Source organism: Aphanizomenon sp. CS-733/32 (genome assembly GCF_028330045.1).
GTDB lineage: Bacteria > Cyanobacteriota > Cyanobacteriia > Cyanobacteriales > Nostocaceae > Dolichospermum > Dolichospermum gracile.
Genome location: NZ_JAQMSE010000098.1, coordinates 1 through 11,765, shown reverse-complemented (window position 1 = coordinate 11,765; position 11,765 = coordinate 1). Strand labels below are relative to the sequence as shown.

At 39.8% G+C, this 11,765-nt stretch carries 13 protein-coding genes; 6 read left to right on the top strand and 7 right to left on the bottom strand.

All coding sequences use genetic code 11. The features are described 5' to 3' along the window. Positions 1 to 257: 257 nt before the first annotated feature. Complete coding sequence (locus PN471_RS07560; protein WP_271776318.1) at positions 258 to 1,052, bottom strand: LmeA family phospholipid-binding protein; 795 nt, start codon at positions 1,050 to 1,052, stop codon at positions 258 to 260. 163 nt (positions 1,053 to 1,215) lie between these two features. Further along, a complete protein-coding gene (locus tag PN471_RS07555) occupies positions 1,216 to 2,844 on the bottom strand; it encodes an alkaline phosphatase (protein WP_442867140.1) in 1,629 nt (542 codons plus the stop codon). Positions 2,845 to 3,067: 223 nt separating this feature from the next. On the opposite strand from PN471_RS07555, the gene psb28 reads away from it, so the two are divergent. The 4 genes from psb28 to PN471_RS07535 all read left to right on the top strand — a co-directional run bounded on the left by psb28 (position 3,068) and on the right by PN471_RS07535 (position 6,740). Beyond that, positions 3,068 to 3,403 (top strand): photosystem II reaction center protein Psb28, encoded by a 336-nt coding sequence (gene psb28, locus PN471_RS07550; protein WP_271776321.1) that lies wholly within the window; start codon positions 3,068 to 3,070, stop codon positions 3,401 to 3,403. A gap of 64 nt (positions 3,404 to 3,467) precedes the next feature. Continuing rightward, positions 3,468 to 3,983: a MogA/MoaB family molybdenum cofactor biosynthesis protein gene (locus tag PN471_RS07545; RefSeq protein WP_271776320.1), complete on the top strand. Its 516-nt coding sequence runs from the start codon at positions 3,468 to 3,470 to the stop codon at positions 3,981 to 3,983. 93 nt (positions 3,984 to 4,076) lie between these two features. After that, positions 4,077 to 5,015, top strand: coding sequence for a Tll0287-like domain-containing protein (locus PN471_RS07540; RefSeq protein ID WP_271776316.1), 939 nt, complete (start codon positions 4,077 to 4,079; stop codon positions 5,013 to 5,015). 351 nt (positions 5,016 to 5,366) lie between these two features. Then, positions 5,367 to 6,740 (top strand): mechanosensitive ion channel domain-containing protein, encoded by a 1,374-nt coding sequence (locus tag PN471_RS07535; protein ID WP_334311904.1) that lies wholly within the window; start codon positions 5,367 to 5,369, stop codon positions 6,738 to 6,740. 134 nt (positions 6,741 to 6,874) lie between these two features. Here the strand turns inward: PN471_RS07535 and PN471_RS07530 are convergent, their stop codons facing one another. From PN471_RS07530 to PN471_RS07510, 5 genes are all read right to left on the bottom strand, one after another. Then, complete coding sequence (locus tag PN471_RS07530; RefSeq protein ID WP_271776314.1) at positions 6,875 to 7,102, bottom strand: hypothetical protein; 228 nt, start codon at positions 7,100 to 7,102, stop codon at positions 6,875 to 6,877. Further along, entirely contained in the window at positions 7,092 to 7,721 is a 630-nt protein-coding gene (locus PN471_RS07525; RefSeq protein ID WP_271776313.1) for a ribonuclease D, read from the bottom strand. The genes PN471_RS07530 and PN471_RS07525 overlap by 11 nt, the downstream gene beginning before the upstream one ends. Positions 7,722 to 7,799: 78 nt before the next feature. Then, positions 7,800 to 8,351 carry a CAP domain-containing protein gene (locus PN471_RS07520; protein ID WP_193897050.1) on the bottom strand — a complete coding sequence of 184 codons (552 nt, stop codon included), beginning with the start codon at positions 8,349 to 8,351 and terminating at the stop codon, positions 7,800 to 7,802. Positions 8,352 to 8,716: 365 nt separating this feature from the next. Then, entirely contained in the window at positions 8,717 to 9,955 is a 1,239-nt protein-coding gene (gene trpB, locus PN471_RS07515; protein ID WP_271776312.1) for a tryptophan synthase subunit beta, read from the bottom strand. A 473-nt stretch (positions 9,956 to 10,428) separates the two neighbouring features. Continuing rightward, positions 10,429 to 10,866 (bottom strand): GxxExxY protein, encoded by a 438-nt coding sequence (locus tag PN471_RS07510; protein WP_271776311.1) that lies wholly within the window; start codon positions 10,864 to 10,866, stop codon positions 10,429 to 10,431. A 108-nt stretch (positions 10,867 to 10,974) separates the two neighbouring features. On the opposite strand from PN471_RS07510, the gene PN471_RS07505 reads away from it, so the two are divergent. Then, a complete protein-coding gene (locus PN471_RS07505) occupies positions 10,975 to 11,325 on the top strand; it encodes a translation initiation factor (RefSeq protein ID WP_271776310.1) in 351 nt (116 codons plus the stop codon). Between the two features lie 94 nt (positions 11,326 to 11,419). Beyond that, positions 11,420 to 11,581 (top strand): YqaE/Pmp3 family membrane protein, encoded by a 162-nt coding sequence (locus tag PN471_RS07500; protein WP_271776319.1) that lies wholly within the window; start codon positions 11,420 to 11,422, stop codon positions 11,579 to 11,581. Positions 11,582 to 11,765 lie beyond the last annotated feature (184 nt).

Genomic DNA, 11,765 nt, shown 5'->3' with positions numbered 1-11,765 from the left:
TTTCGCTTATCTATTGACCTCTCCAGGTGGTGTGCATTCTTATTGCTTCTTATTGAGAATAGATTTTGATGACATTTTTGGTGATTTACTGTTTCTCAAATGCCTTTTTTCACTTTGTCTGTTTGTTTTGATGCTCCCTTTGATTTTCATCTCCGTAATTTCCCTCTGTAACATTTTGGGGTGCGGAATGTGGGATAAAAATTAAATCGCCGCCCAGGGTCAACTAGGCGGCGTTAATTTTTTCAATTTTAGAATTGTTAAGAACTGTGAGGAATTCTTTCTATTTCTGCATAACCACTAAAAATCAATCTTTGACCTTCTGTTTCTAAACGATTTAGTCGCATTTTTACCCCATCTAAATCAAAGCGATCTAAATCAACCATATTATCCAAAATTTCTACCAATGCCACGCTTAAAGTCTGGGAAATTTCTCTTTGTGCTTCTGGAACTCCCTCAAGTTCAATCTTCGGTTCTTTGAAAGAAACCCGCCTTCTTCTTTCAATCCCGACACCAATGGTCATACTTAGGGGTATGAGTTCGCCGTTGTTTAAATCGGATTTAGCTACTAGATGCAAGCGATTTTCGGGTAATAGCTTGACCTCAACTTCGGTAAAAGAAATTGGTTCGCCACCAGATATGGCAATCAAGGTGGGTTCAGAAAGGTTAAGCAGGCGTTTTTTCACCAGTTCCGACTCAAAAGCCCGATTAATGCCTTCTTCTGATAGAATCACCTGGGCTACAGCCTGGGTGGGTTGTTTGAGGGTAAGTTTACCACTTAAAACCGAGCCAAAGTCAATGGCGACTGCATCGGTTTCAAAAGACATTTCCTCTACTGCGAAGTCTTTACGAATTACTAAGCCGCGACCGTTCATTTTAAAGCTATCAATGCTGCCTTGCAACAGTTTGCTGGAGGGATAGCAGCGCACAAAGACTTCTACCGACTCGCTTTGGGTAAACAGGTGGCGAATCGTCTGACTGGCGACTGTGTTGAGCATTCGCTCTCCCCAATCGGTGCTTTTGGTATCTGTTAAACCAGTAAGTCCGCCGAACATTAGGTTTTAGTCTCTAGAAGTTCTTTATATTTTTGTAACAAATTGTGAACAATTATGCAAGCGATCCCCTGATTTAATCTACTAATGACTTAGAACAGGATAACTGATGGTTGATTGGTCATTGGTCACTGGTTAAGAACTTTCTTGTATTACCCATTACCCATTACCTATTCCCTATTGCTTTTCGTTGAGTTTGATAAATGTGGATTTGGTCTACTAAACCTTGAATACCAGGAATCTTATAACCGTAAAGTTGAAACCCCTTACCCACAGAATTAGTTAAAACTTTTGAACCCTTGCCTTGATAATAAACGGGAACTGGACGATTAGCATGATTTCCCCAACCATATTTGATGTTGGGATTAGATCCCCAAAAATGACCGGCTTTAATGGAATCAGATTCAGCAGTTAAAGCTTCTGCACCTTTTTCTTTCAGCAGTTCGGAAAAGTTGGGATTTAAAGTGAGATAATGATCATGATCAGCGGTGACAATTAGTAGATTATTTTCCCAACCACCGTTATTTTTAATCCAGTCAATTGTTGTTTTTACAGCTTTATCAAAATCCAACACTGTCCCGATCATATTATCTAAATTATCATCATGGGCAGCCCAATCAATATCACCACCTTCTACCATTAACCAAAATCCATCTTTATCTTTCGATAAAACTGCTAAAGCTGCTTTGGTTAAATCATCAAGTGTGGGATTTTCATTAATTTCTTTCGCAATAAAAGATTTATCGGTTTCTCCCGCAAGTAGAGGCCGAACTGTATCGGGGTTTTTTCCTTGGGAACCAAACAGGGAAAAGATACTTAAACCTGTATTACTGTAATCTCCATTGGCGGTACTTACAGGGAGATTTCCCTCTTGTCCCCTAGCTCCATATAATCCTAACAAGCGATCGCCCTGATTTGGATCTAATCTCGCCGCCGTATTCCCTAACTTCGCAGCCGCATCTTTTCCCCGTTCTAAAAATGTATATTGATAACGGTTTTGATCAGGGTTTTTGCTTAACTCTTTATAGGTCGTTTTCGTGATATATTCAAACTTAGTTGGCGGTTCTACACCCGTAGGCAGAGGTTGACTACTCGCACCCGTGAGAGGATGACCACCACCTAAAATTACCGTTGGTTGATATATGCGAAGCTCCTGCTGGAGAATATTATCTAAAGTTGGATAATCACCATCATATTTATTGCGACGATTTACATTTGCCGCTGCTGCACCAGGTGTAGCATGATCTATAGGCACAGAAGTCACAATCCCCGTAGATTTACTATGTTCAGCCGCAGTCTTAAGAATAGTTTTTAAAGGTTTTTCAAATATATCCACAGAAATAGCATTGTTATAGCTTTTTACTCCCGTGTACAGAGTAGTTGCTGTATTGGCAGAATCAGGATAACTATACTTAATATATTCAGGATCATTACCCGGTGTCCAAGGATTTATTCCCCCGCGTTGGGGATCATAACCCACTAAATTACCTACCGCATTGGAATTAAGATTTTTCTCTCCTCCAGATGGTGTATTTCCGGGATTAAATTGGGGTTGAAACTTAAACCCTGGTAACATCGGACTAGCACCTGTAATCGGATTAGAGTTTGATAACGCAGAGTTACCTGTGCTGAAAACTCCATTACCAGGAGCAATCGTAGTACCATAGGTGGTAGCCAGGGTGTAATTATCTAAGGTTTGAAAACTCAGTCCCTCACCCTGACCAGAAGTGTAATTATATCCTTTAGCCATAGCCCCAGCACGAGCCATTTCCCAACCCATACCATCCCCAATCATCAAAATGACGTTTTTTGGTTGAGTGGCAGATATAGCTGGGCTAGAATAGTTACTCAGAGTAAAGAATATACCCACTACAATGATTAGTGCTGTCGTCAATAAACGACGTTGGATTCGGGATTGGGAACTAGATTTAATTGCCATTGGTAAAATGCCTGTGAGGAAATTGCTTTATGATGAGAGAATATTACAAAATGATCACAAAACTTTAGATTTACTCATCATGGCGAAAATTCAGTTTGCTAGAGGTATTGAAGAAACAGTAATTCCAGACGTTCGGTTAACAAGAGCAATACAAGGTGAAAGTGGTACAGCCACATTTATCTTCATCAATCCTGATATATTGGCGCAAGACGGTACAACCGAACCCACTGGACTGTACTTAATTGACGAAGAAGGGGAAATAGTTATTCGTGAAGTTCAGGGTAAATTTGTCAACGGTAAACCAGAATCTTTAGAAGCAGTTTATGTCATGAAGTCCAATGAAGAATGGGATCGGTTTATGCGGTTCATGAATCGTTATGCTGAAGAAAATGGTCTAGGTTTGAGCAAATCTTAATTAGTCATTAGTCAGTAGTCAGTGGTCAATGGTCATTGGTTATTGGCTAAAACGTAAAATATCTATGGAATTTCAACCACACCCCAATACACAGCAACTTTCTGTAACTTGTGCGGTGATTACAGTTAGTGATAGCCGTTCCGCTAAAACAGATAAAAGTGGTCAATTAATTACAGAACTACTTTTAGCTGATGATCACACAGTGGCATTGTATCAGATTATCAAAGATGAACCTCAAGAAATTCAATCCCAAATGACAGCCTTGGGCGAAGATACTCGTATCCATGCTGTCATTTTTAATGGGGGAACGGGAATTGCTCCTAGGGATACTACTTATGATGCTATAGAAAAGTTATTAGACAAAACTTTACCAGGATTTGGAGCATTATTTCGGTTTTTAAGTTATCAAGAAATTGGTTCTCGCGCTATGGCTTCTCGTGCTGTCGCTGGTGTTTATCAAAACAAAATCACTTTTTCTCTTCCTGGTTCTAGTAATGCTGTGCGGCTGAGTATGAAAAAGTTGATTTTACCAGAATTGGTGCATTTGGTAAAACAGGTAAATTTTGAGAATAGGGAATAGGAAAAACCCTTGACTTGTGAACCAATTTTAATATATAATCCCGTACTGTGTAAATTCAGTTGTCAGTAAGCATTTAAAATTCAACTTAAATTAATGAAACAACTTCAAACAAGACTTACCCTAATTATATTTAGTATTTTCTTTGCAGGGTGGATTATTTGTGGCTTGTCAATCTGGGGACTAGAGTACAATGGTGCTAGGAAAGACATTATCCGTAAGGCTACATTGCTTTTAGATACAGCAGCCGCGGCGAGAGATTACACATCAACTCAAATTCAACCTCAATTTGCTCTGCTGACGGAAGATAAATCATCTCAAAATGTATCAAAGTCAGCGGAGAAAAATCAAGAAGTACCTGATTTTAATAGAGTCACTGTTCCCTCCTATGCTGCTCAACAGATTTTGAATCAACTAGGGAAAAGCAAGGAAAACAAAGGGTATACCTATCGAGAAAGTGCTATTAATCCCACAAACCGCAAAGATCTAGCAGTGGGGTGGGAAGTTGAGATAATTGAATATTTTGCCAAAAATCCTAATATCAAGCAAAAAATAGGTGAGCGACTGGATTTAATAAGCGGTCAAAAAACGCTTTATATGGCCAAACCAATTCAGATTACTAAATCCAGTTGTTTAGTTTGTCATAGTAAACCGGAAAATGCTCCTCCTTCTTTGATCAAAACCTATGGTAGTGAGAATGGTTTTGGCTGGAAACTGAATGAAATTGTCGGAACAAGGATTATTTCAGTCCCCACAGTTGTTCAATATCAGGAGGCTCAGAAGTCTGTTGGGTCCTATTTATTAGCGATCGCCAGCGTGTTCTTGGTAGCATACACGACAGTGCTTCTGATTGTCCAGAAATGGATTACCAAGCCTCTAGATACTATTACTCACCTCCTGGAAGAAATTAGTCTGCATCAGTTAGAGGAGTCTCAACTCCCAGAAGATAAATCCAATTCATTAAACCCACTAAATCGAGCAATTAATCGTCTTTTAATCAGTCTCAATAAAGCCCTAGAAGCACCCGAAAAATAACTTTGCATAGGTTAAATTTGCCAACATAATCAACTGTTTTTTCAATCAGCCTTTGTTCGAGTTATTCGTAGTTGTGGAGTTTATATGAGAAATTTTCTAGCTCTTTTCCAAGTTGCATTCACTGGATGTCTATTATTTGTTTATGTTGTTGTTTTAAACAACCCCCAACAAGTTTTTCCCATAGTCTTATACGGCTTGAAAGTTGCCGTATTGATCAGCATCAGCATAGTTATTGTTAATGCCCTTTCTTTCTTATTAATCAATTTTTGGTTAACTCGTAGAAAAAGAACGCGTCCATCAAGGTTATTGAAATTAATAGTCTCAGGTTTCCTGTACCTGATCTGCATTTTTGTGATTCTGCGTATTCTTGGTCAGGAAACCACAACGTTTTTCACTACTTCTGCCCTATTTACGGCAATTGTTGGGTTTGCAATGCAAGAACCTCTAGGAAATTTCCTGTCTGGCATTTTTCTTCAGATTAACCAACCGTTTCAAATTGGCGATCAGATTCAATTTCAGGGATTAGAAGGAGTTGTGGAATCAATAGATTGGAATTCAACAGATATCCGGCTCAACTCTGGTGAAATTACGTATATTCCTAATGGTGCGATCGCCAAAGAATTGGTCAAGATGATCGCCTCTGGTTCAGTCTATCGAACAGTGGACTTTACAACTTCTGCCAATATTCCGCCGAACCAGGTGATGGATACTGCTTGTAAGGCAGTAATCAACCAACCCCTACCAAATATTAATCTTGACCAACCCGTATTTGTGAGAATGTGGTCCTATGGACTAACGGAAGTGAACTATAAATTGTTTTACTATCCCAAAAACTATAGTGAAGCTGAAAACCATACAGATCCAGAAATTCGCTGTCGGGTTTGGTACGCTCTGAGTCGTACTAGCATGGGAAGTGAGTATCAGTCCACCGAGAATGAACGTCTGTTGCAACTTGTTAGCAACATTGAATTTTTTAGAAATTTAACTGTCAAGGCTCAAAGCCTTCTGGTAGAAAATTCTAAAACACTGCTGTTTGATGCGGAGGAATTACTTGATTATCAAAATCTTTTGTCTCCAGCAATGTTCCTGGTGGTGAGAGGTTGTGTCGCCATAGAACAAAAATTAGTCCCTAATTCAACAACAATTACCTTCAAACCCTTTAGTCGTCAACCTCAAAATCATACCCAGTCTAGCTATGCCCTCAAACCAATAGTAATTGAACAGGTTGCGTCTGAGTTGGCTAAGTACATTGGTCCAGTTGCCTTCTCCCTGACTTACCAAGCGGCTAAAGAAGTATCATCCCTTTATTGGCTCTATGCAAGTTTAGCCGCTGAAATTGAGAACATAGACCAGAGACAGGAATTTCTCCGTCGCCAACCAGATGCTCCGACAGAAAAATTCCTGATCGGAGATTTCTTTGGAGAGATGAATCTTTTTCTAGGAGAACCATTACCACTAGTTAAAATCACCGCAGTTGAAGATACGGAGATTTTTGCCATTACTCCCGTCGCAGTTGCAAACGCCCTTCACCATGACGGAATCTCTATCAATACAATGAGCCGATATATTACTCAATATCACAACAATTACTTAACTGGAACACTACAGGAAGCCCCCTCCCGAATTTTAAATCAGGATGGGATTTCAGAACAAATACAGGAACACTTGAAACCCTACTTTCGCCGGTTACTAGACCCATTGGTGATAGGATATCCAGACAGTTAAAACTGTTCCCTGTCCTCATAGACAACTTTTTCAGCAAACCCTACTTAGGGGCTGCTGAATAAACCTAGAACTGAGATATATCAAGAGTTTGAAGGTAAAGAAGGTGAAAGAAGTTCAAGGAATAAGGGTTGAAATTAGCAAAAACCTATCACTTTACCAGATTTAATACTATTCTTATCTTCTTCTAATTCTTCCTCCTGACTCCTGACTCCTGACTCCTGACTCCTAGCCCTCACAGACAACTTATTCAGCAAACCCCACTTAGCTATTTTGAATATACAGCAAATTCCAGATCCAAGAGGTACAGGATATAACTGTAAAGCCAGTTTTGCTTCGGTAAATTCTGCTGTATCAATGTTCAAATAAATCCTTGAATTGTAATAAATCTAAAGTAACTATTGTTGGTAAAATTTGAAAACATTCTTGGGCAACTTGCCAACGCTCTTCCCGTTGTAACATGGCTGTAAGCTTTTCCCGGACACTTAACAAATAACGGACATCATTAGCTGCATAACTTAATTGTGCAGCAGATAAATTACTAGCATTACCCCAATCAGAACATTGGGAACTTTTGTCTAATTCCACCTTTTCTAATTCTAAAACCACATCTTTTAAACCGTGACGATTTGTATAAGTTCGGGCTAACTTACTAGCAATTTTAGTACAAAAAATGGGTTGGACAATAATATCTAAATTCTGCCGTAAAGTAGCAACATCAAATCTAGCAAAGTGGAAAACCTTGACAATATCAATTGCTTCCATTAAAACTTTCAAATTTGGTGCTACCGTTTGTCCTCTAGCAATCCGAATGGCTGTGACTTGTCCTTTCGGGTTGCAGAGTTGAACTAGACACAAGCGATCGCGCCCAGGTAAAAGTCCCATCGTTTCCGTATCAACAGCGATCGCCGGAGATTTTAAATACTCAGTCAGAATTTCATCACTTAAATCGCGATCGCTAATCTGAAAATCTTGCAATGTCATGAACTTGTCAAATATAAATTATCTTTATTTTGCCAGACAACATCACCCAAAACTTCTTTCTTCTTCCTGACACAACCTCTACCTATTAGCATTCAAAAATATTTGCGTTAAATAGACTTCCCCTTTCTGATTAGTAGCCACACCAACCCCGGTTAAATTATATTTACCCTGAAGATTCTTCAGATGACCAGGACTTTTTAACCAACCAGAAATCGCCTCATTGGCAGGATTGCTATATCCAGTATTATAAGCTACATTTTCTGCCGCACTAGTGTATTTGAGAGGAATCGCCATCACCCGCTGTTCAAATCCTTGATGACTAAAAGGAACTTTACCCATTGCCATATTTTGACTATGAATCCTGGCTTGCTGACTGATTTTTTCGCTTAAATTTAGTTGTTTGAGTCCGCGTTTTGCCCGATATTGATTAATTTGAGTAAAAACCGACTTCTCTAAATTAGTAGTTTGAAATCCAAGATTAGATATTTTGGCTTGACTTGTCACCAGTGATGAAGGCTGATATCCGCCAGTTTGTTTAGCAGAACTATTATCTGGATTCGCAGCAGTCATATAGCCACTAGCGATGACAAGCGTACTTAAAGCGATGCCAAAAGCAGTTTGTCGTAACATAGATTTTTAAGCTAAGTAATGTATGGATTTACTGGATATATACCCTATCTTCTGATTATCAGAATACTTACCAGGATACTATTTGCCCAATATAAACTAAAGGATCATCAAATTTTTACAATTCAAAGCAGTCATATCTCACTCATGACTATAAAACTAATAAATGTTATTTACACTACATTATTAGTCAAAATCATTAGTAATAAATAGTATCCAATGATAGATGTTAGAGAGACAATTTTTATTAATCAATTACTATTGACAAAAACTTGCAGCAGGAGTCACCGAGGAAGAATTAGATCAAAGAAGGAATAGCAGTGGGGGTAAAGCCTGAGCTAAACCCCGACCTTTATCAAGCCGTATCCCTAGTGAATTAAGAACTTAGCCGCCGTTTGCACATCCTTATCACCCCGCCCAGAACAGTTGATAATAATCTTAGGACTACCAGTAAGTTGAGGACAGAGAGTTTCCAGGTAAGCGATCGCATGAGAAGTTTCCAAAGCTGGTATAATCCCCTCCAACTTCGACAACCGTTGGAACGCCTCCAAAGCCTCAGCATCCGTCACACTGTAATATTCCGCCCGGCCGATATCCTTCATATAACTGTGTTCAGGACCAACACCGGGATAATCCAATCCAGCACTAATAGAATGGGGTTCAATCACCTGTCCATCATCATCTTGCAAAAGATAACTCATCGAACCATGTAACACACCAACCTGTCCCTTTGTCAAAGTAGCTGCGTGTTTGCCAGTATCCACACCCTCACCAGCAGCCTCCACCCCAATTAACCGCACAGATGATTCTTTGACAAACTCGTGAAATAGTCCCATTGCATTAGAACCACCACCCACACAAGCCACGAGAATATCAGGTAAACCGCCCCATTTTTCCATAGCTTGAGCGCGAGTTTCCTCACCAATCACCGCATGAAAATCCCGAACCATCATCGGGTAAGGATGGGGACCAGCCACAGAACCCAGGATGTAATGGGTCGTTTCCACATTCGTTACCCAGTCCCGGATGGCTTCAGAAGTGGCATCTTTGAGAGTTCCCGTCCCCGCAGACACCGGACGAACTTCCGCCCCCATCAGTCGCATTCTGAAGACGTTTAAAGATTGGCGTTCCATGTCGTGAACACCCATGTAAATAATACATTCCAAACCAAACCGAGCGCAAACCGTCGCCGTTGCTACACCATGTTGTCCTGCGCCAGTTTCGGCAATAATCCGCCGTTTACCCATGCGTTTGGCTAATAATACCTGACCCAGAGCATTATTAATCTTATGTGCGCCAGTATGATTTAAGTCCTCGCGTTTTAAGTAAATTTGCGCCCCCGTACCATCAGGACGAGCATAATTAGCAGTCAGCCGTTCAGCAAAGTACAAAGGAGTAGCCCGACCGACATAATCCCTCAATAAACCTTGTAATTCAGCTTGAAAAGCCGATTCATGCCGATACTGCTGATATGCTGTTTCTAGTTCAGCTAACGCCGGCATCAGGGTTTCTGGAACATATTTACCACCAAAGCGGCCAAAACGTCCTAGAGTATCAGGAACTGAAGCAGTTTGTGAGAAATTCAAAGCGAGAGGAGTAGTAGTCACGGATTGGGTAAAATAAGAGAACAAAGTTAATTTTAATTCTAGAACAATATTATAGTCCGGGCTTCTAGCCAGTCCCTCCTTCCCAATCTCCACAATTCTCGTTCCCAGTCTCTGACTGGGAATGCTATCCTAGAGGTTCCAGTTATAGTAGAAGCAGAGCCTCTCAATTGTATTCCCACGCAGAGCATGGGAACTAGACAAAATCAAGATTCTTGTGTCTCCTTTTGTAAAGCCTGAATTTGCTGAAGAGATAATTCCGTAACTTCAGCAATTTGTTCTAAACATAATTATTAGAAAATTCTCGTAATAGATTAAAAGTTTTTTGTGAGAACATATAATTTTGTGTTTCTTCAATTGCCATGCTTTTGTACTACTTAACTATGGTTATTTCTATTCAGTATATCACTTGTAACAAAGAATTAATGAACCACGAAGGCACGAAGAACACGAAGGAAGAGAAAGAAGAAGAAGAGTTAAGAGGAGAGAATGATGCATTTAATGCCTTCTTTGAGAACGGGGACGTTAAAATTGATGAGAAGACCAAGAGGACAATTAGTCATTTTTAAATAAGAAATAACTTGCGCTTCATGAATAGGGGCTAACTTTTCCACCGCTTTCAATTCAACAACTAGGGAATCACCAACCAAAAAATCCAATTCCCCCTCACCAATGGGATAACCTTTGTATTTTACTGCTACTAAATGTTTAGGTTTATGAGGTATTCCCCGCAAACGAAACTCCAAACCCAACGCCTCTTGATATACCCTCTCCAAAAACCCCGCACCCAACATCCTATGCACCTCAATTGACGCACCAATCACAGCATAAGCCAACCTCTCCACATCATCACCCAACCTCCTCATCCTTCCTTCTTCCTCTTCCTTCGTGAACTTCGCTCCTTCGTGGTTCATTTTCTCTTACCTTCTTATCCTCTATCATGTAGCAATTATATATTTAATTACCCCCGCTTAGGCTAAAATTGTTTACAATGAAAATCTATTTTTTCTGCATTAAATATTATGGCTAATCCCAAATCTGATAAAAAGGTTATCTACCAAGAATTTGGTAACGGTAGTTCACCCGCACTGGAACGCGCTGTAGAACGGGGAATCCAAGATTTACCCCCCAATCAGCAAAATGTGCGAATCCAAGCTACTCGCGCGGGAAGAAAGGGGAAAACTGTCACGGTGATTACTGGTTTTCAAGCCACACCGGAAACTTTAGCTACTTTATTAAAACAGTTAAAAGCCCAATGCGGTACAGGTGGAACGGTGAAAGATCATGAAATTGAGGTTCAGGGAGACCACAAACAGAAGATTTTAGAGATTTTGGTGAAGTTGGGTTATAAAGCTAAAATCAGCGGTGGTTAAAAGGTGTGGTTTACCAAATTTTTCAGGAATCGTCACCAGATTAGGTGATGTTAACTCTAGAAACATTGAACATCTACAGGAGAATAACATGGATATGGATCTAGTCAGAATTATAGTTGCGATTTTTCTTCCACCTTTAGGAGTATTTTTACAGGTCGGTTTTGGTAAGGATTTTTGGATTAATTTGCTTTTGACTATCTTTGGTTTTTATATTTTGGGTATTGTTCACGCAGTGTGGATAATTGCGAAGAAATAATCATGTCATTCAGTAGGGTGTGTTAGCAGTAACGCACCGTTCCCAATTACAGCAGTTTGTGATCAAGTCCAGTACAAAAATAGCTATCTAAATAGGGTCAAAAAACAATCCACAATGATTAAACCAATTGAGAGCATTTTCATCAGTAATAGCATTAACCGCCATAGTAATTGCCTCATCAAGT

Bases quoted from the DNA above. Each gene is read 5' to 3' on its own strand.
- PN471_RS07525 (WP_271776313.1), bottom strand. From the start codon at position 7,721: ATGACATTGCAAGATTTTCAGATTAGCGATCGCGATTTAAGTGATGAA.
- PN471_RS07500 (WP_271776319.1), top strand. From the start codon at position 11,420: ATGGATCTAGTCAGAATTATAGTTGCGATTTTTCTTCCACCTTTAGGA.
- PN471_RS07545 (WP_271776320.1), top strand. From the start codon at position 3,468: ATGGAATTTCAACCACACCCCAATACACAGCAACTTTCTGTAACTTGT.
- PN471_RS07540 (WP_271776316.1), top strand. From the start codon at position 4,077: ATGAAACAACTTCAAACAAGACTTACCCTAATTATATTTAGTATTTTC.
- PN471_RS07560 (WP_271776318.1), bottom strand. From the start codon at position 1,052: ATGTTCGGCGGACTTACTGGTTTAACAGATACCAAAAGCACCGATTGG.
- PN471_RS07510 (WP_271776311.1), bottom strand. From the start codon at position 10,866: ATGAACCACGAAGGAGCGAAGTTCACGAAGGAAGAGGAAGAAGGAAGG.
- psb28 (WP_271776321.1), top strand. From the start codon at position 3,068: ATGGCGAAAATTCAGTTTGCTAGAGGTATTGAAGAAACAGTAATTCCA.
- PN471_RS07505 (WP_271776310.1), top strand. From the start codon at position 10,975: ATGGCTAATCCCAAATCTGATAAAAAGGTTATCTACCAAGAATTTGGT.
- PN471_RS07555 (WP_442867140.1), bottom strand. From the start codon at position 2,844: ATGATTGGGGATGGTATGGGTTGGGAAATGGCTCGTGCTGGGGCTATG.
- PN471_RS07520 (WP_193897050.1), bottom strand. From the start codon at position 8,351: ATGTTACGACAAACTGCTTTTGGCATCGCTTTAAGTACGCTTGTCATC.